Consider the following 20,291-nt stretch of genomic DNA (forward strand, 5'->3'; position numbering starts at 1 on the left):
TCCCCATCTGTCGGGTTTGCGCGTGACTGGAAGATAGCGCTCATTTATGAAAACAACTATAGATAATCGTGCAGGATCTTGCAGAAGATGCACGCAAGCGACCGCGGCGTGACAGCTTCGTGACAGAATTATCGAAGTGCTCTACGAAAAGAGCAGGTCGTCGGCGCGGTCCAGCGCCCACCGGACGGCGCCCAGCGTGACGCAGTCGCTGCCCAGGCCGGAGGCCACGACCTTCGGCGGGTAGTAGCACACCTCGTCGAAGTAGCACTGGATCGGCTCGACCAGCAGGTCGCCGGCCCTGGCCAGGCGGCCCCCGACCACCACCATCTCCGGGTCGAGCGGGTTGACCAGGGTGAGCAGGCCCTCGCCCAGGTGCCGGGCGAACGCGGTGACGGCCGCCAGCGCCCGCTCGTCGCCGGCGCGCGCCCGCTCGATGGTGAAGTCGGCCGCCTGCTGGTGCGAGCGCAGCTCGCCCGGCTCGGCCGCGATCGCGTAGTCGGTGACGTGCCTGAAGGCCGACCAGTGGTCACGCGCCTGCCGGCCGATCTCGCCGGCGGCGGCGTTGGCGCCCCGGTACGGCCGGCCGCCGATCAGCAGGGCGAGACCCAGCCGGTGGCCGGTGAAGAGGTAGACCACGTCGTCGTGGCCGCGCGCCACGCCCCGCCAGTGCTCGGCGAGCACGGCGAGCCGCATGTCGTTCTCGACCAGCACGGGTGGCGCGAGCCGCCGCCCCAGCTCGGCCCGCAGGTCGAGGCCGGTCCAGCCGGGCAGGATGGTGCTCTTGACCACGCGGCCCGCGTTGTCCACCACGCCGGTGGTGCCCACGCCGACGGCCGCCAGGCCGGCCATGGACAGCCCCGCCCGGTCGGCTACCGCGGAGACCAGGCCGGCGGCGACGTCGAGGCGCTCGGCCGCGGTCATCGTCTCGTGGGTGGGTGCCTTGTGGGAGGCGACGATCTCGCCGTTGAGGTCGGCCACCATGGCGCGTACGTGGGAGGCCCCGATGCCGACCCCCGCCACGTGGCCCGCCGCCGCGCGGAACCGGAACCGCCTGGCCGGCCGGCCGCGCTGGCGGTCGCCCGGCTCCTCGGCGCACTCCTCGGCCCAGCCCTCGGCCACCAGGTCCTCGACGATCACCTCGGCCGTCGGCCTGGAGACGCGGGCCGCCCTGGCCAGCTCGCTCAGCGTGGCCACCCCTGCCTCCCGCAGGATGCGCAGCACCGCGGCGGAGTTGAGCCTGCGCAGAAGGGAGGCGTCGCCGCTCTGCTGTCGCACCGAACCTCCAGGGAAACCGTCAGATCGACATCTTACTTAACAAACCTTGTTGCGTATTAGCGGGGCGGCCGGGCGGCGCGCCAACACGCCGGGAGGCGGCGTGAAGCGAAGCTGTGGGGGCACTTAAGAATCCCTCGATGGACATGCCCGGAGCCGGGACGGCACAGTGCGTTAGGTTCGGGATGAGGGGGAATGTGCGATGAAAGCGCTGGTCAAGGAGAGGCCCGAGCCTGGTCTCCGGCTGGTCGACGTTCCGGAGCCGACGCCGGGGCCCGGCGAAGTGCTGATCAAGGTGCTGCGTACCGGCATCTGCGGCACCGACCTCCATATCCGGAAATTTGACGACTGGGCGAGAAACACCCTGAAGCTTCCCCTCGTCGTGGGGCACGAGTTCAGCGGCGAGGTCGTCGAGCTCGGCTCCGGCGTGGAGAGCGTCGCCGTCGGCGACCTGGTCAGCGGCGAGGGCCACATCGTGTGCGGCCGGTGCCGCAACTGCATGGCCGGCCGCCGCCACCTGTGCCGCAACACCGTCGGCCTCGGCGTCCACCGCGACGGTGCCTTCGCCGAGTACGTCACACTCCCCGCCGAGAACGCCTGGGTGCACCGCGTCCCCGTCGACCCCGACGTGGCGGCCATCTTCGACCCGTTCGGCAACGCCGTTCACACCGCCCTGTCGTTCCCCCTCGTCGGCGAGGACGTGCTCATCACCGGCGCGGGCCCGATCGGGCTGATGGCCGCGGCCGTGGCCACCCACGTCGGCGCCCGCAACGTCGTCATCACCGACGTCAGCGACGAGCGCCTCGACCTGGCCGCCAAGCTCGGCGTCTCCCTCGCGCTGAACGTCGCGCGCGACTCCGTCGCCGACGGCATGCGCCGCCTCGACATGCGCGAGGGCTTCGACGTGGGGCTGGAGATGTCCGGCAACCCGCGGGCCATGCGCGACATGATCGCGAGCATGACCCACGGCGGGAAGATCGCCATGCTGGGCCTGCCCGCGGAGGAGTTCGCGGTCGACTGGGCCACGGTCGTCACCTCGATGATCACCATCAAGGGGATCTACGGCCGCGAGATGTTCGAGACCTGGTACAACATGTCGGTCCTGCTGGAGAAGGGCCTCGACCTGACCCCGGTGATCACCGACCGGTTCCCGTACCAGGAGTTCGACGCCGCCTTCGACACCGCGGCCAGCGGCCGCACGGGCAAGGTCATTCTGGACTGGACCATAAACAGGAGTGCCTGATGTTCACCAACATGCGCGAGCAGCTGCGTGAGACGCTCGACGAGATCACCGAGGCTGGGCTGCTCAAGCCCGAGCGCGTGATCAGCACCCCGCAGAGCTCCAACGTGCGCGTCGCCGGTCAGGAGGTGCTGAACTTCTGCGCCAACAACTACCTCGGCCTGGCCGACCACCCCGAGGTCGTCGCGGCGGCCAAGGAGGCGCTCGACCGGTGGGGGTTCGGCATGGCCTCGGTCCGGTTCATCTGCGGCACCCAGGAAGTGCACAAGGAGCTCGAAGGACGCCTGTCCGCCTTCCTCGGCATGGAGGACACCGTCCTGTACAGCTCGTGCTTCGACGCCAACGGCGGCGTGTTCGAGACGCTGCTCGACGGCCAGGACGCGGTGATCTCCGACGCGCTCAACCACGCGAGCATCATCGACGGCATCCGCCTGTCCAAGGCCCGCCGCCTCCGCTACGCCAACCGTGACATGGGCGAGCTGGAGTCCCGGCTGAAGGAGGCGTCGGACGCCCGGCGCCGGCTGATCGTCACAGACGGCGTGTTCTCCATGGACGGCTACCTCGCCCCGCTGCCGGAGATCTGCGACCTGGCCGACCGGTACGACGCGATGGTCATGGTCGACGACTCCCACGCCGTCGGCTTCGTCGGCCCCACCGGACGCGGCACGCCGGAGCTGCACGGCGTCACCGACCGGATCGACATCATCACCGGCACCCTCGGCAAGGCGCTCGGCGGAGCCAGCGGCGGCTACGTCTCCGCCCGCCGCGAGATCTGCGAGCTGCTGCGCCAGCGGTCCCGGCCGTACCTCTTCTCCAACTCCCTGGCGCCCGTCATCGCCTCCGCCTCCCTGCGCATCCTCGACCTGCTGGAGACCACCGGGGAGGCGCGGGAGCGGCTGCGCTCCAACACGGCCCGCTTCCGCAGCGAGATGACGCGCAACGGGTTCGACATCCTGCCCGGCGACCACCCGATCGTCCCGGTCATGATCGGCGACGCGGCGAAGGCGTCCGTCATGTCCGACCGGCTGCTGGAGCTGGGCATCTACGTGATCGGGTTCTCGTACCCGGTCGTGCCGCACGGCCAGGCCCGCATCCGCGTCCAGCTCTCGGCCGCGCACTCGCCCGAGGACGTGGACCGCGCCGTGGAGGCGTTCGCCCAGGCCCGCGGCTGACCGCGCGTTCGTCCGGGCCCGCGGGTGACCTGGCCCCGTAGGTATCCTCACCAGCGTGATAGACACGCGCCGCCTGCGCACGCTGCGCGCGGTGGCCGACCACGGCACGGTCACCGCCGCGGCGGCCACTCTCCACCTCACGCCCTCGGCCGTGTCGCAGCAGCTCGTCGCGCTGGAGCACGAGGTGGGGCACCGGCTCTTCACGCGTGACGGCCGCGGCGTGCGGCTCACCGCCGTGGGCACGATCATGCTGCGGCACGCCGACGAGGTGCTCGCCCAGCTCGAACGCGCCGAGGCGGAGGTCGCCGCCTACGCCACCGGGGAGGCCGGCGAGGTCACCGTGGCCTGCTTCGCCACCGCGATCAGCGCCGTCCTCGCGCCCGCGGTGGCGGCGCTCCGGCTCAAGGCCCCGAGCCTCCAGGTCCGCGTACGGGACATGGAGGGGGACCAGGGGCTGGCCATGCTGCTCGACGAGCGGGCCGACCTGGCCGTCGTCGTGGAGTACCGCGGCTGGCCGGACGCGGCGGACCGCCGCCTGTCCCGGGTGCCGCTGTACGCGGAGCCGTTCGACCTCGTCCTCCCGAGCGACCACCCCCTGGCCGCGGGGCCGCCCGGCTCTCCGGTGGCGCTCGCGGACCTGGGCGGCGAGACCTGGATCGGCCCTCACCCGGGCAACCCGGTCCACGACGTGATCGCCTTCGCGTGCGAGCAGGCGGGGTTCACGCCCGCGTTCGCCCACTGCTCGGACGACTTCCGCGCGGTGGTGGCGCTGGTCGGGGCGGGCGCGGGGGTGGCGCTCGTGCCCCGGCTCGCCCTGCGCGACATGACGCTGTCGGGCGTCACGGTACGGCCCGCGCCGGGCCCGGAGCGGCGCGTCTTCGCCGCCGTCCGCCGCGGCGCCGCCGCCCACCCCCTCCTCCGGCAGGTGCTCGACATGCTCCGCGCCGCCGCCCCCGCCTGACGCGGCCACCTCCTCGCTGCCGTCGGTCTCCGCGTGAAATTCCGCGCCCGCCCGCGGACACGTACGTGATCGAGACCGACAAGCAGCACACCCACGAGGACGATGTGGACGAAACCGATGACCGGTCCCGGTTCGAGACCGTGTACCGGCGCACGTACGGGCAGATTCTCGGCTACGTCATGCGGCGGTGTTCCTCCCCCGAGGACGCGGCCGACATCGTGGCCGAGACGTATGTGATCGCCTGGCGGCGCGTGAGTGAGATCCCGCGCGACGACGCCGCCCGGCTGTGGCTCTACGGCGTGGCCCGGCGCGTCCTGGCCAACCACCGCCGCGGCGAACGGCGCAGGGAGACGCGGCACGCCGAGCTGACCGCCGAGGCCCGGCGCGTCTACGCCATGTCCTCCCCCAGCCGGTACGACCACGTGGACCAGGCCATGACCGCGCTGTCCGACGACGACCGCGAGCTGCTGGCCCTGGCCGTCTGGGAGGAGCTGGACCCTGGCCAGATCGCCGAGGTGCTCGGCTGCTCGCGCAACGCCGTTCGCATCCGGCTGCACCGCGCCCGCAAGCGCTTCGCCCGGGCCCTGGAGGACGCCCGCCCGGCGGCCTTCCACCCGCGACCACTGACCAACGAGGAGTCACGATGAGCAATGACCAGGTGTTCAGGGAACGGGCGAGAGTGCTCGACCCGGACCTGTCCGGCAGCGCGACCACCGCGGGGGCGGACGCGCTGCTGGCCGAGATCCTCCTGCTGGAGCGGACCCCGGCCCCGGTTGCCCGGCGGCCCCGCCGCGTACCGGCTCCGAGCCGCCTCCTGCTGGGGCTGGCCGCCTCGGTCGTCCTGGCGGGGGCCCTCGTCGTCGGGCCGTCCCTGTTCAAGGAGTCGGGGCAGGTGTACGCGAGCCAGGCCGTCACGATCGACCGCGACGGCGACGAGTACGTCTTCTACATCACCGACGGCGACCCTGACCCGGCCGAGCTGCAGAAGGCGTTCCAGAAGGTCGGCCTGGGCAACGTGACGGTGGAGCTGATGCCCGTGTCGCCGCGGCAGCGCAACCCCGTCGACGGCTGGGAGGACTCGGACCCGAACGCCAAGATGACCTCCACCTTGTCCGACTGCAAGGTGCGGGTCGAGGGATGCCTGACGGCCTTCAGCATCACGGCCGACATCAAGGGGCCGGCGACGCTGCGGTTGGGCCGGCCGGCCAAGCCCGGCGAGAAGTACGCCTTCCCCATCGACGCGAGCCTGGAGGGCGAGGCCCTGGCCGGGACCAAGCTCGGGGGACTCACAGTGGCCGAGGCGGTGCGCGTCGTGCGCGAGCACGGTCTGAAGGTGACCTACCAGCTCCGCTGGCCGCTGCGCGATGGGGTCGGTTTCCGGGCGGAGGAGTCGGTCCCGGCCTCCCGGGTCGATCCGGGCTGGAAGGTGGCGGAGGGGGAGAGCTACAACGACGGGGTGATCGTCCTGGGCGTCGAGCCTGGTCCAGGCGCCACCCCGCCGCCCGGCTACTGACCGTCCGGCCGCGCGGGCACAGCACCCCCCGCGCGGCCGGACGCCTTAACCCGTCACCCGATGGCGTACGCCCGGGTGATGGTCTGCGTCACGCGGTCGCCCGCCGCGTCCGTGACCTTGGCGCGCAGCGAGACGAACCCGGGCGCGGCCGGGTTCGCGACCCGGGCCGTCCATCCGGAGCCGGAGCGGGTCAGCCGTACCGGCCGCCAGGTCGTCCCGTCGTCGAAGGACGCCTCAAGCGTGATCGACGTGGGGCGCGCTCCGGGGGCGCCGGGGTTGCGCTGGAGGCTCACCGGGATCACGGTCGTGGACCCAGGCCTGGCGCGGTTGTGATCGTCCAGGCCCTCGGGGAGGTAGCGGACCGCGGTCAGGGGCAGCGGCCGAACCTTGTCCGTCCGCTCCGACCGGAACGTCCAGGCCGACTCGACCTTCGTGGACAGCGCCGACGGCCGCTGCGCCGACGCGGTCAGCGTGTAGGTCGCCGCCTCGGCGGGCAGGCGGACGTCGAGCCGGCAGCTCTCCGTGTACCCGGGCTCGCAGGTCGCGAGATCGGCCTCGGCCAGTTTCTCCCCGCCGCGGGCCAGGGCGATCGTGCCGGTGACGGCGTAGTCGCCGCCCATCAGCCCGGCTCGCCCGTCGGCGAGGATGCCGTCCACGTTGTAGTGCAGCCAGTCACCGTCGCGGTCGCCCGCGGACGTGCCGAAGGCGGGGCCGGTCACGGCGGCGTTCCACACTTCGGTGACGGGCCGGCGACCAAGCACCTGGCTCACGCCGGACACCCAGTGAGTGCCCGTCATGATGTCCGTCGCCCAGGCGAAACCGGGGCTGCGGTAGTGCGTCATGGTGGCCGGCAGCTCCATGTCCGGGCTGTGGGACATCCAGGCGCCTCCTGCCCAGGACGCGCCGGGAAGTCGCGGCCCCACCAAGACGACGGCCGTGCCTGACCCGCCCGGCGCCCGGTACGTCGCGCTCACCTTCACCAGGTCACGCGTGCGCACCGTGTACGACAAGTCGTCCGGGATTCCGCCGGTGCGATACTCGACCAGGTCGTAGCGGTACGGGCTCGGCACGGTGTCCTTCTTGTGCCAGGCGCTCCCGGCCATGTACCGCACGCCGGGCTGGCGCACCGGCACGGCGTAGACGTCGTCACCGAAGCTGGCCCAGCCTTGGCTCCACCAGCCGTTGGCCACGGTGATCTCCTCACTGCCGTCCTGCACGGCGGTCGGCTCGTCCACCGTGAACGTGATCTCCTTGCCCTGACGCGCGTCCACTGTCACCTCACGGTCCGCGCCGTCGATGATCACGGGCTGATGCGCGGTCGTGGAGTGGTCGGAGTTGTAGACGTTGACGTAGAGGTTCCACTGGCCCTCGGGCACCCGCACCCTTGCGACGCCCTGGTCGTCGAACGAAAGCTGCCTCTGCGTGCCGGTCTCGAGCTGGTAGAGCACGCCCATGGCGGCGCGGGGAATCCGGCCGTCCCTCTCGATGGTCCTGACGGTCAAAGTGTGGGTCTCCGGCTCCACGAACGCGCCCGCGAGGGTGCGCACGACGGTGTCGCCCGACCTGGCGGTGACGACGCCGGGGTAGTCCCCTGGCGCCTTGCCCTGCGCGCGGATCGTCAGCTCGACCGACGCCTCGCCCCCGGCGGGCACCTCCAGCCGCTTGGACGCGAGCTCCAGCGCCTCGCCGTCCGCGGCGAGGTCCAGGGTGACGGGGGTGTCACTGGAGTTGGCGTAGGTGAGCGTCCTGGTCGCCACCCGCTCGCCGGTGCCGTTCCAGGGGAAGGAGGCCCAGACGTTGCCCGTCGTCGCCGCCACCTGCTGGGAGACCGCTCTGGCCACGTCCACGCGTCCGGTTCCCTCCTCGTAGAGTCCGGCGCTCCCGTTGGGGGCGGCGCTGCCGATGAGCGCCGCCTTGAGACGCTGTCCGCTCCAGTCGGGATGGCGCTGGGCGAGGATCACGGCGGCGCCCGCGACGTGGGGCGTGGCCATCGAGGTGCCGCTCATGGCGATGTACGGTTCGTCGGCCCCGCCCCCGGCGTTGGCGGCCTTGATCGCTACGCCCGGGGCGGTCACGTCCGGCTTGATGGCGTGGTCGGTGCCCCGGGGCCCCCTGCTGGAGAAGTCGGCCACCTTGTCGTCCCGGCCGACGGCGCCGACCGTGAGGGCGGCGTCGGCGCTGCCGGGGCTCAAGATCGTGCCGGGCGTGGACTCGTTGCCCGCCGCCACGACGAAGAGCGCGCCGGTACGCTCCGACAGCGTGTCGACCGCCTGCTCGACCGGGTCGACGTCGGGCGTGTCCGGACCGCCGAGGCTGATGTTGACCACCTTGGCCTTGACCTCGGCGGCGGCCCACTCCATGGCGGCGATGATGTCGGACTCCTCCATCACGATGTCCCCCACCTTGCCGATGGCGAGCTTCGCTCCGGGTGCCACGCCGCGGTACTTCTCCCCCGCGCCCGCGACGATCGACGCGACGTGGGTGCCATGCCCGTTCCAGTCGCGGACGTCGTCGCGGCCGGTGAAGTCGCGTGCCTGCGTGACAACGCCCTTCAGGTCGGGATGCGTGGGGTCGTAACCGCTGTCGATCACGGCGACCGTGACGCCCTCGCCGGTGAAGCCCTGCTTCCACGCCTCGGGGGCGCCGATCTGCTTGACGCTCTGATCGAGGGTGAAGGAGCGGTGGCCGTCCAGCCAGAGTTTCGCCCGCCCGGCGGTCAAGGTCCGGGCGCCGTCACCCGCCAGGCCCTTCCACGTCTCGGCCGCGCTCTTCTTGGACACCTGCACGGCCGTCATGCCGAGGGTGGACAGCCGCCGGTCCTGACGGGCGCTCCGGAGCGCGGGCACGTCCCCCTGGGCCGACTGCGTGATCAGCGGGATGTCGCTCCGCTGCGCGTCGCCGTACCCCCATTCGAGAAGCTGTGTGACGTCGAACAGCCGCTCGTCCAGGACGCCCTGGGCCACCAACTGCTGGGCGTCGGACGGGTAGACGTACAGGTGGCCGTCGCGGTACTGGCTGGCGTAGTGCGCCTGCCTGCCCGGTCCCGGCTCCACCCGGTGTCCGGCGGCGGTGACGATCACCCGGTCGCCGGTGATCAGCGTAACTGTGCCGGTCCGCCCGTTCCCCGGCCGATCGGCCGTCATGGCGGCGGGTGTCGTGGGTGTCGCGGCGGCGGACGTCGCGGGTGTCGGGGACATCCCGGGCGTCGCGGCGGCGGGCGTCTGGGCGGCCGTGACACCGGCCGATCCAGCCAGGACGGCGGCCACCAACCCCTTGCCTAACCTCATGCGCTTCCTCTCCATCGGCTTCATGACCGATCACCGCCGACCACCCTGGGGCGCGTACGGCGGCAACGCATGAGCAAGTGTCCGGATGAGGCGAGGTGTTACCGGGGCCGTCGGGAAAGCGGAGACGACGCGCTTCGCGTGAAACAGAGCCGCCGAGCCGGACATCTGCTGTGATGTGTCCAAACAACGGAAAGAAGGCGACATCGGGCCTCCTACGCCGGAGCTCCGCTTCGAGCGGCTCTACCTGGCGCACTATCCCGCGGTCGCCGCCTACGTCACGCGACGTACCGACTCCCCCGACGACACCGCCGACGTGATCGCCGAGACGTTCACGACCGCCTGGCGCCGCCTCGACGACATTCCCCCGGGCGACGAGGCCCGGCTGTGGCTGTACGGCGTCGCCCGGCGGGTCCTCGCCAACCACTTCCGCGCCCAGGAACGCCGCTCGGCACTGGCCGCGCGGCTGCGCGAGGAGCTGGCCACCTGGTCCCGGCCCGTGGCGGATCGGGACGCCGACGCCGCCTACCAGGCGTTCAGGCGCCTGTCGCCCGACGACCGGGAGCTGCTGGCCCTGGTCGGCTGGGAAGGGCTGGGCAGCGCCGAGATCGCCAAGGTGCTCGGCTGCTCGCGCGGCGCCGTACGCCTGCGCCTGCACCGCGCCCGCAAGCGGCTGGCCAAGGAGCTGTCGGCCGCCGACCTCGACCTCACCACCTACGGCCTGCGCGCCGTCGCACTCGCGGAGGGAAACTCATGAACACCGACGTGGACCGCGTCGTCGCCCACCTGACCCCCGGCGCCGGGCCCGGCATGACCGAGGGGGCCCACGCGCTCATGCGCGACATCATGGCCGCCGAGCCCACCACCGCCAGGGCCGCCGCACCGGCCCCGCCGCGCGGGCGCCGGCCGCTGGTCCTGCGTGTCGCGGTGCCGGGCGTGGCCCTGCTGGCCGCCGCGTTCCTCGGGCTGAGCTGGCTGCTGCCCGCCGGGCTCGGCCTCGGCCCGGGGACGGCCGCTGCGCTCGACATCAAGAAGGAGGACGGCTACTACGTCATCGAGGTCAAGGACCTGTACGCCGACTCCGCCACCTACGAGGCGCAGCTTCGTGACGCCGGTCTGGACGTGACCCTCAGGGTCATCCCCTCGACCCCGTCGTGGGTGGGCTCCATCTTCCCCACCTCGCCCACCGACAACCGGTATCTCGACGAGATCAAGACCATCGACCAGCCGGGCGGCTGCGACAAGATGGGCGGCTGCCCGATCGGGGTGAAGATCCCGGAGAACTTCCAGGGGCCCGCCGAGATCACGCTCGGGCGCGAGGCCCAGCCCGGCGAGCAGTTCGAGAACGGCACCTCGATCGACGCCCTGGGAGAGCCGCTGCACTGCCTGCCCTACATCGGCAGGCCGGTGTCCGAGGTCCGCACCATGCTGCAGGAGCGCGGTGTGACCGTCCAGAGCTTCACGGACATGGACCCCGAGTCCGGGGGGACGAAGGAGACCGTTCCGGACTCGTGGCTGGTGGAGAGCGGCACCATGAACGAGCCGGGCAAGGCGACCCTGAGCGTGTACGAGGGGTCGCAGCCGCAGGAGCCGGGAGGCCGCCGCGGCGAGAACTGCCCGGCCTCCTAGGCGGCGCGAGGGCCGACCTCCTGGCCGTACGAGGGCCGCTGCCCGCACGGGGCGCCGGGCAGCCGCCCTCTCCGCGAGGACACTGAGCTCGCGGCCGCGGCGGCAGGGTCAGGGCGGGAGCGTGACGGCGACCTCCAGGCCGCCGTCCGGCTGGGCGCGGGCCTCCAGCGTGCCGCGGTGGGCCTCGACGATGGCGGCGACGATCGACAATCCCAGTCCCAGACCGTCGTCCGTGGTCCTGCGGCCGGTCTCCAGGCGTTGGAAGGGCTGCAGGAGCGTGGCCACCCGGTCCGGCGGGATCACCCGACCGCTGTTGGAGACCCGGAGCGTGGGGCGTCCGGCCTCGACGCCGGTGACCACCCTGATCCAGCCGCCGGGGACGTTGTGCCGGGCGGCGTTGTCCAGGAGGTTCGCCACCAGGCGTTCGACCAGGGCTCGGTCACCGGCCGCCGGCGCGGTCCGGAGGTCCGCCTCCACGCGCGGGCCGGTCGCGGGCGCCGAGGGCGGCCCTGTCCCGGCCCGCGGGCCGGTGTCGCCGTCCCGCCCTTCGATGGCCTGCCGGGTGATCTCCGACAGGTCGAACGGCCGGCGCCGCTCCGGGCTCTGACGGCTGCGGGCCAGCGTCAGCAGCGCCTCGATCAGCCGCTCCTGGTGCCTGCCGGCGGCGAGCAGCCGTTCCAGCACGACCCGCAGCGCCGCGGCGTCGGCCTCCGGGTCGGCGAGCGCGACCTCGGCCATGGCCCGCTGCAACGTCAGCGGCGTGCGCAGCTCGTGAGAGGCGTTGGCGACGAACGCCCGCTGCGCCGTGAACGCCGACTCCAACCGGTCCAGCAGCGCGTCGAACGTGTCGGCCAGCTCCTTGAGCTCGTCGTCGGGCCCCTTCGCGGCCAGCCGCCGGTCGAGCCGGTCGGCCGTGATGTGCCGGACGGTGGCCGTCATGCGGGCCAGCGGGCGCAGCACCCGACCGGCCACGTGCCAGCCGAGCGCCATCGACGCGAACGCCATGACCGGCAGCGCCACGAGCGAGTTGACCAGGAGCCGGCGCAGCTCGGCCTCACGCGGCGCGTCGGCGACCGTACCCGGGGGCACGGGGCCCGTCCCGCCCGGCGGCGCGGGGGCGGCGGGCGGCCGCGGGAACGGCGAGTACTCGACCAGGACGTAGACGAGGACGACCAGCGCCGTCCCGGCCAGCAGGAACAGCCCGGTGTAGAGCAGCGTCAGCCGCAGCCGGACCGTCCACCTCACCGGCTTCACCCTCCGGTCCGGATGCGGTAGCCGGCCTGCTGGACCGTCTCGATGAGGGGCGGGTCGCCGAGCTTGCGCCGCAGCCGGCTGACTGTGACCTTCACGGTCTGCGTGAACGGGTCGGCGAACTCGTCCCACGCCCGCTCCAGCAGCTGCTCGGCCGACACGACCGCGCCTCGCGCCGCCAGCAGCAGCTCCAGCACGGCGAACTCCTTGGGGCTCAGCGCCAGCCGCCGCCCGTCGCGGGTGGCGATCCTGGCGGCCGGGTCGAGGCGCAGGTCCCCGTGGATGAGGACCGTCGGCAGGGCGGGCTGCGACCTCCTGGCCAACGCGCGGACCCGGGCGACCAGCTCGGCGAACGCGAACGGCTTGGGCAGGTAGTCGTCGGCGCCGATGGCCAGCCCCGTCACCCGGTCGTCGATGGTGCCGGCGGCCGTGAGCATCAGCACCCGCGCCGGGTGCCCGGCGCGGGCCAGGGACGCGCACACCTCGTCGCCGTGGACGCCCGGCAGGTCGCGGTCGAGGACGACGACGTCGTAGGGGTTCGCGGCGGTGCGCTCCAGCGCGGCCCCGCCGTCGAGCGCGACGTCCACGGCCATGCCCTCCCGGCGCAGCCCGGCGGCGACCGTCCGGGCCAGTTCCTCGTGATCTTCGACGATCAGCACCCTCATGGTCCGCCCAGCATGCCCCGTCGCCGGTTACAGCGGGGTAACCGCCGCCGTTCCGGTCCCGCAACCGGGTCCCGTCTTCACTGAGTTCCACCGGTCCAGACAGGAGGAACCATCATGATCAACACCACGCTCAGAGTGGGGATCGTCGCCGCCGCCGTCACCGTCGTGGCGGCGATGACGGCCACGGCGGCCCCGACGGGCGCTTCCGAAGGAGACGTCAAGGCGTTCACCGCGTGCATGCGCGCCCACGGGCTGCCGGACTTCCCCGACACCGCGTTCTCGTCGGACGGGCTGGTCAACCTGGAGATCAAGGGCGAGCCCGTCGATGCCCTGTCCGCGAAGTACGGCGCGGCGGTGCGAGCCTGCGAGCCGCTGCTGCCGCACGGTGCCCGGCTGCCGGGCGCCCCCGCCGCGCCCGCGGCTCCGGCCGCCCCCGTGCGATCCTGAGCCTTTCGCCAGCCCCGGTGCCCGCGGCGCCGCTGACGCCGCTCGCACGAGACCTGATGAACGAGATCATGGACGCTGAGCCGGTGCCCGCCGCCCGACCTCGGCGGAGGTGGCGCCCGCTCGTCGCGCTGCCGGTGGCCGCGGCCGTCACGGCGGCGGCCTGGGCCATTCCGTCGGCCCTGAACAGCACACCTGCCGCCGCGCTGGACATCAAGGAGGAGGGCGGCTACTACGTCATCGAGGTCAAGGACCTGTACGCCTCCCCGAAGGTGTACGAGAGCCAGCTCAAGGGCCTCGGCATCGACGTGACCCTGCACGTCGTGCCGGCCACGCCGAGCTCCGAGGGCGAGCTGTCCATGGACACGCCCGGCTGGCAGCAGCCGATGACGCCCTTCCCCTACCGGGACAAGATCACGAGCATCGACCGTCCAGAGGGCTGCGTCGGCATGGGTCGCACCTGCCCGATCGGCCTCAAGATCGACAAGAGCTTCACCGGCTCGGCCGACGTGCGACTCGGCCGCGCGGCCCGACCCGGCGAGGAGTACCAGATCGTCGGCCTCATCACCGCCGCCCGTGAACCGATGAACTGCGTGCCCTTCTACAACCGGCGTGTCGGCGAGGTGCGCGCGGAGCTCAAGAAGCGGGGCGTGGTCGTCGACGAGTACGCCATCGCCGAGCCCGGCCGGCGGGGCGAGGACGCGCAGGTCACGCCGAGCGTGCCGGACTCCATGTACGTGCGCGGCGGCGCCTTGAGCAGCTACGGCCACGCCCTCCTGGTGGCCGGCGACGAGCCGCTGGCCGAGAACGTGGTGAAGAAGATGCTCCGGAACGAGGGGTGCCCGACCTCATGATCTCAGGCAGGGGACTCTTAGCGCTTCTGCTGGCGGCGGCCGGGGGCCTCACGGCCATGGGTCCCCCGGCCGCCGCCGTCCCGGAGGGGCGTCCGGCGGGCGTGACACTGATCACCGGGGACCGGGTGATCGTCACCGGTGACACCCACCGCCTGGAGCCCGGCCCGGCAGGGAGGTGCGGTTCACAAGCCGGAGGGCCGGAGGGCATCTGTTCGTGATCCCGTCCGACGCAGGGCCGCTGGTGGCGCGGGGCGTGCTGGACAAGCGGCTGTTCGACGTCACCCAGCTGCTGAGCTGGGGGTACGGCGACGCCGACCGGAAGGACATTCCGCTCATAACGGAGTCCCCCGAGGTTCCCGCGCTCAGGGGCGCGCGGGAGCCACGTGCGCTCGGTGGCCTGGGCATGACCGCGTTCCGCGTGGCCAAGACGGACACGGCCCGGACCTGGCAGGACCTCACCGCGGGCACCCGCACGCTCGCCGCGGGGAAGCCGAGGCTGTGGCTCGACGGCCGCCGCTGCGTCGGCGCCGTGGACGGGGAGGACCAGGTGGCGCCGTTGTCCAACGTCGGGCCGCGCCAGAACGACCACGCGTTCAAGCCCGACGTCACGGCGCCCGGCATCGCCATCGTGGCCGCCAAGCCCGGCGGCTCCCACGTCGCGCTCAGCGGCACCTCGATGGCCGCACCGCACGTCGCCGGGGCCGCCGCCATCCTGGCCCAGCGGCACCCCGACTGGTCGGGGCAGCGGCTCAAGGCCGCCCTCGCCGGCAGCGCCAGGCCCGCGGCCGGCGGACGCCGCGGCCGGCGGCACGGTCACGCTGGCCAAGGACGGTGCGGTGCTCGCCCGGGCCGACCTGGCTCGCTGCGTCGCCGACGCCCCCGGTCGTGCGAGCTGCGCGCCGCGCTGCCGGCCGAGAAGGCCGCGTACACGCTGACCACGTCGATGAGCAGGCGGGTGCCGTATTCCGCGCTGTCCACCGAGGTGCGGGCGTCGTGGACGTTCCTGTCGTCGCACACGGAGGAGGCACGTGCGCTGCCGCTCATGGCCGTGCGCTTCGCGCCCGCGGGCCTGGACGGCCTCAACCGGGCTCGGCCCGGCTCGGTGACCCGGGTGCCGCTGTGGGCGGAGCGGAACCCGGGCGCGCAGCGCACCGCGATCAGGTGGGTGCGGCTGGAGAGCTCCGTGGACGACGGCCGGACCCGGCACTGGGTGACGGCCGTGCCGACCGGGGAGAAGTTCATGGCCGTGCGCTTCGCGCCCGCGGGCCTGGACGGCCTCAACCGGGCTCGGCCCGGCTCGGTGACCCGGGTGCCGCTGTGGGCGGAGCGGAACCCGGGCGCGCAGCGCACCGCGATCAGGTGGGTGCGGCTGGAGAGCTCCGTGGACGACGGCCGGACCCGGCACTGGGTGACGGCCGTGCCGACCGGGGAGAAGTTCATGGCCGTGGTGCCCAACCCGCGTACACCCGGGTTCGTCTCACTCCGGGTCACGGCTGCGGACGGGTCGGGGACGAGGCTGACCCAGACGATCACCCGCGCGTGGGCGGTGGGCTGATCGTCCTCGCCGGGGCCCGGCGCGCCACCCTCGTGGAGTGCCGGGCCTTCGGGGCGCGGACGCCTGTCGACGGACGCGCGGATCAGAAGCCGGGGACCGGGACGCCAGTTGACGACCGCGTGGGATCAGCTTCGGGCCCGAGCCCGCTCGACCGCGGCACGGAAGCGGGTGTACGCGTCGAGCTCCGCCTCCACGGGCTGGAGCACATACGCGGCGCCCACCTCGCCGATGGCGGCGCGCAGGGCCCTGGCCGTACGGCGGGCACGGCGCCGGCCACCCGCCCACGCGGCCAGCCGGGACAGCAGCGCCACCAGGATCCCGGCCAGCGCTCCCCCGACGAGCAGGACCGTCGGCCACGGCACCACCCCGAGCGTCGGCACCGGGAGCTCCGGCAGCCGCAGGTAGTCCAGCCCGAACAGCGCGCCCAGCCAGAGCGCGCCCGCCACCATGGCCGCGAACACCAGCCACTGCACCACCCCGACGGCCTTCCACCACCGGGGCTGCCTGGTCGCCCGGACGGACGTCCGCCCCACGGCGCGGTCCACGGCGTCGGTCAGCTCGCCGGAGTGCGCCCGGGCCGCCCGCCGGACCGCCGCCGCCCACGGGCCGGGCACCCCCGCCGCAGCGGTGTCTCCGACATCGCGGATCGCGGTCTCGACCCGCGCCCTCTGCACGGCGGAGGCGGCGGGCAGGGACGTGCGTCCCACGATCTCCTGGCTCTCGCCCCGCGGGGCGGGTCTCTCGACCTCGGACGCGCCGTCTCGCGCGGCGATCGTGGCGCCTCCGCCCGCGCCGCTCCTCGTGCGGCTCTCGATGCCGTCCCTCGTGCCGTCCCTCGTGCCGGTGCTCACGCCGGTGCTCGCGCCGCTGCCCGCACCGGTGCTCGTGCCGAGGCGGAGGCGGCGGAGGGGGTCAGGTCTGAGGCGGCGGATCCAGCGGGTGACCGGCCAGCCGGTGGCGACCACGGCCCGGTGCCGGTGTCCCTTGGCCACGGCCTCCAGCACCGTCGGCACCCCGGCGGCCTCCTCCAGCGCCACCGTGAGCCGCCGCCCGAGCCGCGCCGTCACGTCTCCGGCCGGGACGGCCTCCGGCAGCTCGGCGGAGCGCACGATCTCCCGGCCGGCGGCCAGCACCCCGACCCCGGCACCCGCCGCACCGGCGCCGGGCGAGGCCGCCGTGGGGTGGTCGGGTTCGCCGGTCTCCCCCGCCGCGCTCTCCTCAGGTGGGGCCCCCGAGGAGCTGCCCGAAGCGGCCGCCAGGAGGTCGGCGGCGGTGGTGACGTCCGCGGCCAGCCGGGAGGCCCAGGCGCGGCGGTCGGCGACGCGCCCCGCCAGGAGCGCGCGCAGCTCGGGCAGCCCCATGCCGGTACGGGCCGAGGTGGCGAGCACCGGCACGCCCTTCAGGCCGTCGTCGTCCAGGAGCCGCCGCACGTCGCGCAGGCAGCGGTCCACCGCGTCGGGCGGCAGGCGGTCGGCCTGGTTGAGCGCCACGACCATCACGTCGCGGTGCCCGGACAGGGGGCGCAGGTAGCGCTCGTGGAGCGCCGCGTCGGCGTACTTCTGCGGGTCCAGCACCCACACCAGCAGGTCGACCAGCTCGACGAGGCGGTCCACCTCCAGACGGTGGCCGAGCTGGATGGAGTCGTGGTCAGGGAGGTCCAGCAGGATGAGCCCGGTCACGTCATGAGCGTCTGCCGCCTGGTGGCGGGTGAAGACGTCCAGCCAGTCCAGCAGCGGCCCCGCCCCCGTGTCGCCGTCCCACACCGCCGCCTGCACCGCGGACGTGGTCGGCCGCGTGACGCCCACCGCCGCCACCTCCGTCCCCGTCAGGGCGTTGAACAGCGACGACTTCCCGCTCCCCGTGGCCCCGGCCAGGGCGACGACCGTGTGCTCGGCCGAGAGGCTGCGGCGGACCCCGGCCCGCTCGGCGACCGCCCGCGCGGACCCCACCACGCCGTCCGGCAACCGTCCCCCGGCCAGCGTGGCGGCCTCCAGCAAGGCGTCGAGCCGGGAGTCCAGCGGCGGCCCCTCCTTGCGGCGCAGCAGCTTCATGCCGTACCTCCCGGCGTGTCCAGGGCGTCGGGTGGGAGCTCCGCGCGGTGGGCCCGCACCGACCCGGCCGCCTCCATGAGGGCGTCAGCCGTGCCCGGCGGCGGCTCGACCGGCTCCAGCAGCGCTGTGTACCGGGCCGCCTCCTCGTCCATCAGCACCCGCACCCGCTCCCGCAGGTCGTCCCGGGCCCGGACGGTCAGCGTCCGCACCGCCTGGTCGCCGAAGATGGCCTCCAGCAGCTTCTGCGACAGCACGCTGGTGCCGCCCGCGATGCCCACCTCGATCCCGGTCAGCCCGCCCGTCGAGGCGAACACGGCCAGCATGAGCAGCAGCCCCGCCCCGTTCACCCCGAACGACGCCAGCCGCGCCGTCGTGCGCCGTTCCGAGCCTTCCTGCCGTACGAGGTCCATCACGAACTCCTGCCAGCCCCGCACCGCGGCCTCGGCACGTTTGCCCAGGTCCGGCGAGGCGCGGCCGAGCCGGGCGGCCTCGACGACGCCGACCCGCTCGATGATCCCGGGGCCGCCCGGCGCGGCCGACCAGCCGTCCAGCGCGCGCTCGGCGGCGGCGTCGGCGGCTCCCCTGATCAGCGCCTCGACCCCGCTCTCCAGCGCGTCGCGCAGCTCGGCGGCGGGCACGCGGCCGGTGAAGAACGACACGAGCCGGTCGCGCAGCCAGCCCACCCGGCTCTCCAGGGACCGCATCAGGTCGCCGGTGCCGATGAAGTCCTGCCAGCGGGCCAGCACCTCGCCGCGCAGCAGCGACCCGTCGCGCATGCCCTCGTCGAAGTCGGCCATCGCCCCCGCGTACGCCCCCGTCACGATGGACCGGAGCCCGTCGAAGCCGGCCTGCTGCCGCCGCACTGCGGTCGCGAGTTCGGGCACCCGCGCGGCCATGTTGTCGAGCGCCCCGGACAGCGTCTGCCGCACCACGCGGGCCCGCTCGGCGGCGTCGGCGGCCAGCCCGGTCAGCCAGGCGACGATCGGCCCGACGAGCGGGGCGGGCAGGCGCGCCTTCTCGGACGGCAGCGCCGCCTCCGGCACGGTGAACAGCCGGGTGCCGTCGAGCCCGTTGGCGACGAGGAGGCGTTCGAGATCGCGGGTGACCGGCGCGGCGGCCTCCGGGGGCACCCGGTCGAGGACGACGGCGAGCGCGGTGCTCCGCTCGCGGGCCGAGCGCAGGAAGCTCCACGGCACCTCGTCGGCGTAACGGGCGGCGGTCGTGACGAACAGCCACAGGTCGGCGGCGGCGAGGAGCTGCGCCGCCAGCTCCCGGTTGGCGGTCACCACGGAGTCGATGTCGGGGGCGTCGAGCAGGGCCAGCCCGGCGCCCAGTGCCTCGGAGGTCACCACCCGCAGCGCGCCCGCCGAGCCGCCGCTGGTGCGGGACAGCCCGGGAAGCACGTTCGCGCCCATGAACCAGTCGAGGTCGGCCGGGCTGGCGACGAGTGTCGGCACGAGCGTGGTCGGCCGCAGCACGCCGGGCTCGGCCACGTCGGCGCCGACGAGCGAGTTGACCAGTGTGGACTTGCCCGCCCCGGTCGAGCCGCCCACCACGGCCAGCAGCGGCGCGTCGATGGCGCGCAGCCGCGGCAGGAGGTAGTCGTCGAGCTGCCCGGTCATCTCCCTGAGCAGCCGGCGATCCTCCTCGGCACGGCCGATGGCGAGCGGGAACAGCTCTCCGTCGAGCCGGCGCCGCAGCCCCTCCAACGCACCCAGCAGGTCCATGTCCTCAAGCTAGCCCGCAGGCGGCTCCCTAAGCACATATCCGACGCTCCGCAGCGTGTGGATCAGTCGCGGCTCGACCGCGTCGACCTTGCGCCGCAGGTAGGAGACGTATGACTCGACCACGCCGGCGTCGCCGCCGAAGTCGTAGTTCCACACGTGGTCGAGGATCTGCGCCTTGGAGAGGACGCGCCCCGCGTTGGACATGAAGTAGTGCAGCAGCTTGAACTCGGTCGGCGACAGCCGCACCGGCTCGCCGGCCCGCCACACCTCGCGCGCGTGCTCGTCCAGCTCCAGGTCGGCGACCTTCAGCCGGGTGGCGGGCGCGCTCTCGCCGCGGGTGCGGCGCAGCACCGCGCGGATGCGGGCCTGCACCTCCTCCAGGCTGAACGGCTTGGTGACGTAGTCGTCTCCCACGCCCAGCCCGGCGATCTTGTCCTCGGTGGCGTCACGGGCGGTGAGGAAGAGCACGGGGGCGGCGATCCTCCTGGCCACCTCGAAGCCGTCGAGGTCGGGCAGCATCACGTCCAGCACCACGAGGTCGGGCGAGGCGCGTTCGGCCACCTCGACGGCCTCGTAGCCGTCGGCGGCGGTCAGCACCTCGAACCCGGAGAAGCGCAGGCTGGCGGACAGCAGATCCCTGATGCTGGGCTCGTCGTCCACCACCATGATCAGC

Annotated in this window: 17 protein-coding genes; 10 read left to right on the top strand and 7 right to left on the bottom strand. The window is 73.4% G+C overall.

Annotated features, from left to right (window positions below; translation table 11 throughout):
- Positions 1 to 141 precede the first annotated feature (141 nt).
- Entirely contained in the window at positions 142 to 1,275 is a 1,134-nt protein-coding gene (locus tag AB0H64_RS27280) for an ROK family transcriptional regulator (RefSeq protein WP_357629868.1), read from the bottom strand.
- Between the two features lie 199 nt (positions 1,276 to 1,474).
- On the opposite strand from AB0H64_RS27280, the gene tdh reads away from it, so the two are divergent.
- The 5 genes from tdh (at position 1,475) to AB0H64_RS27305 (ending at position 6,158) form a co-directional block, all read left to right on the top strand.
- The gene (gene tdh, locus AB0H64_RS27285) at positions 1,475 to 2,515 is read left to right on the top strand and encodes an L-threonine 3-dehydrogenase (protein ID WP_357629871.1); all 1,041 of its coding nucleotides are present in this window, start codon (positions 1,475 to 1,477) and stop codon (positions 2,513 to 2,515) included.
- Positions 2,515 to 3,684 carry a glycine C-acetyltransferase gene (locus AB0H64_RS27290; RefSeq protein WP_357629872.1) on the top strand — a complete coding sequence of 390 codons (1,170 nt, stop codon included), beginning with the start codon at positions 2,515 to 2,517 and terminating at the stop codon, positions 3,682 to 3,684. Before tdh ends, AB0H64_RS27290 begins: the two co-directional genes overlap by 1 nt.
- 55 nt (positions 3,685 to 3,739) lie before the next feature.
- Complete coding sequence (locus tag AB0H64_RS27295; protein WP_357629874.1) at positions 3,740 to 4,645, top strand: LysR family transcriptional regulator; 906 nt, start codon at positions 3,740 to 3,742, stop codon at positions 4,643 to 4,645.
- Between the two features lie 65 nt (positions 4,646 to 4,710).
- Positions 4,711 to 5,292 carry a sigma-70 family RNA polymerase sigma factor gene (locus AB0H64_RS27300; RefSeq protein ID WP_357629876.1) on the top strand — a complete coding sequence of 194 codons (582 nt, stop codon included), beginning with the start codon at positions 4,711 to 4,713 and terminating at the stop codon, positions 5,290 to 5,292.
- Positions 5,289 to 6,158: a hypothetical protein gene (locus tag AB0H64_RS27305; protein WP_357629878.1), complete on the top strand. Its 870-nt coding sequence runs from the start codon at positions 5,289 to 5,291 to the stop codon at positions 6,156 to 6,158. The genes AB0H64_RS27300 and AB0H64_RS27305 overlap by 4 nt, the downstream gene beginning before the upstream one ends.
- 53 nt (positions 6,159 to 6,211) lie before the next feature.
- Here the strand turns inward: AB0H64_RS27305 and AB0H64_RS27310 are convergent, their stop codons facing one another.
- A complete protein-coding gene (locus AB0H64_RS27310; protein ID WP_357629880.1) occupies positions 6,212 to 9,445 on the bottom strand; it encodes a S8 family serine peptidase in 3,234 nt (1,077 codons plus the stop codon).
- Positions 9,446 to 9,620: 175 nt separating this feature from the next.
- Between AB0H64_RS27310 and AB0H64_RS27315 the strand changes: the two genes are divergently transcribed.
- Complete coding sequence (locus tag AB0H64_RS27315; RefSeq protein WP_357629882.1) at positions 9,621 to 10,199, top strand: sigma-70 family RNA polymerase sigma factor; 579 nt, start codon at positions 9,621 to 9,623, stop codon at positions 10,197 to 10,199.
- Positions 10,196 to 11,071 carry a hypothetical protein gene (locus tag AB0H64_RS27320; RefSeq protein WP_357629884.1) on the top strand — a complete coding sequence of 292 codons (876 nt, stop codon included), beginning with the start codon at positions 10,196 to 10,198 and terminating at the stop codon, positions 11,069 to 11,071. Before AB0H64_RS27315 ends, AB0H64_RS27320 begins: the two co-directional genes overlap by 4 nt.
- 108 nt (positions 11,072 to 11,179) lie before the next feature.
- Here AB0H64_RS27320 and AB0H64_RS27325 read toward each other — a convergent pair whose 3' ends face one another.
- Both AB0H64_RS27325 and AB0H64_RS27330 read right to left on the bottom strand, forming a co-directional pair.
- Positions 11,180 to 12,316, bottom strand: a complete 1,137-nt coding sequence (locus AB0H64_RS27325; RefSeq protein ID WP_357629887.1) for an ATP-binding protein — start codon at positions 12,314 to 12,316, stop codon at positions 11,180 to 11,182.
- A 5-nt stretch (positions 12,317 to 12,321) separates the two neighbouring features.
- Positions 12,322 to 12,987, bottom strand: a complete 666-nt coding sequence (locus tag AB0H64_RS27330) for a response regulator transcription factor (protein WP_357629890.1) — start codon at positions 12,985 to 12,987, stop codon at positions 12,322 to 12,324.
- A gap of 114 nt (positions 12,988 to 13,101) precedes the next feature.
- On the opposite strand from AB0H64_RS27330, the gene AB0H64_RS27335 reads away from it, so the two are divergent.
- From AB0H64_RS27335 to AB0H64_RS27345, 3 genes are all read left to right on the top strand, one after another.
- On the top strand, positions 13,102 to 13,434 hold the full coding sequence (locus AB0H64_RS27335) for a hypothetical protein (RefSeq protein ID WP_357629893.1): 333 nt from the start codon (positions 13,102 to 13,104) through the stop codon (positions 13,432 to 13,434).
- Positions 13,435 to 13,490: 56 nt separating this feature from the next.
- On the top strand, positions 13,491 to 14,285 hold the full coding sequence (locus tag AB0H64_RS27340; RefSeq protein ID WP_357629895.1) for a hypothetical protein: 795 nt from the start codon (positions 13,491 to 13,493) through the stop codon (positions 14,283 to 14,285).
- A 214-nt stretch (positions 14,286 to 14,499) separates the two neighbouring features.
- Positions 14,500 to 15,840, top strand: coding sequence for a S8 family serine peptidase (locus AB0H64_RS27345; protein ID WP_357629897.1), 1,341 nt, complete (start codon positions 14,500 to 14,502; stop codon positions 15,838 to 15,840).
- 125 nt (positions 15,841 to 15,965) lie between these two features.
- Here the strand turns inward: AB0H64_RS27345 and AB0H64_RS27350 are convergent, their stop codons facing one another.
- Genes AB0H64_RS27350 through AB0H64_RS27360 form a run of 3 tightly spaced genes read right to left on the bottom strand, consistent with a single transcriptional unit; the run spans position 15,966 to position 20,284 of the window.
- Positions 15,966 to 17,891 (bottom strand): YfjP family GTPase, encoded by a 1,926-nt coding sequence (locus AB0H64_RS27350; RefSeq protein WP_357629899.1) that lies wholly within the window; start codon positions 17,889 to 17,891, stop codon positions 15,966 to 15,968.
- A complete protein-coding gene (locus AB0H64_RS27355; RefSeq protein ID WP_357629901.1) occupies positions 17,888 to 19,618 on the bottom strand; it encodes an ABC transporter in 1,731 nt (576 codons plus the stop codon). Before AB0H64_RS27355 ends, AB0H64_RS27350 begins: the two co-directional genes overlap by 4 nt.
- Before the next feature lie 9 nt (positions 19,619 to 19,627).
- The gene (locus tag AB0H64_RS27360; protein ID WP_357629996.1) at positions 19,628 to 20,284 is read right to left on the bottom strand and encodes a response regulator transcription factor; all 657 of its coding nucleotides are present in this window, start codon (positions 20,282 to 20,284) and stop codon (positions 19,628 to 19,630) included.
- Between the last annotated feature and the right edge of the window lie 7 nt (positions 20,285 to 20,291).

It is taken from the genome of Nonomuraea sp. NPDC050733 (genome assembly GCF_040654215.1).
GTDB lineage: Bacteria > Actinomycetota > Actinomycetes > Streptosporangiales > Streptosporangiaceae > Nonomuraea.

What these genes read in the sequence shown, in the direction of transcription:
- AB0H64_RS27290 (WP_357629872.1), top strand. Translation starts at nt 2,515, where the DNA reads ATGTTCACCAACATGCGCGAGCAGCTGCGTGAGACGCTCGACGAGATC.
- AB0H64_RS27355 (WP_357629901.1), bottom strand. Translation starts at nt 19,618, where the DNA reads ATGGACCTGCTGGGTGCGTTGGAGGGGCTGCGGCGCCGGCTCGACGGA.
- AB0H64_RS27360 (WP_357629996.1), bottom strand. Translation starts at nt 20,284, where the DNA reads ATGGTGGTGGACGACGAGCCCAGCATCAGGGATCTGCTGTCCGCCAGC.
- AB0H64_RS27310 (WP_357629880.1), bottom strand. Translation starts at nt 9,445, where the DNA reads ATGAGGTTAGGCAAGGGGTTGGTGGCCGCCGTCCTGGCTGGATCGGCC.
- AB0H64_RS27335 (WP_357629893.1), top strand. Translation starts at nt 13,102, where the DNA reads ATGATCAACACCACGCTCAGAGTGGGGATCGTCGCCGCCGCCGTCACC.
- AB0H64_RS27330 (WP_357629890.1), bottom strand. Translation starts at nt 12,987, where the DNA reads ATGAGGGTGCTGATCGTCGAAGATCACGAGGAACTGGCCCGGACGGTC.
- AB0H64_RS27305 (WP_357629878.1), top strand. Translation starts at nt 5,289, where the DNA reads ATGAGCAATGACCAGGTGTTCAGGGAACGGGCGAGAGTGCTCGACCCG.
- AB0H64_RS27320 (WP_357629884.1), top strand. Translation starts at nt 10,196, where the DNA reads ATGAACACCGACGTGGACCGCGTCGTCGCCCACCTGACCCCCGGCGCC.
- AB0H64_RS27340 (WP_357629895.1), top strand. Translation starts at nt 13,491, where the DNA reads ATGAACGAGATCATGGACGCTGAGCCGGTGCCCGCCGCCCGACCTCGG.
- AB0H64_RS27350 (WP_357629899.1), bottom strand. Translation starts at nt 17,891, where the DNA reads ATGAAGCTGCTGCGCCGCAAGGAGGGGCCGCCGCTGGACTCCCGGCTC.
- tdh (WP_357629871.1), top strand. Translation starts at nt 1,475, where the DNA reads ATGAAAGCGCTGGTCAAGGAGAGGCCCGAGCCTGGTCTCCGGCTGGTC.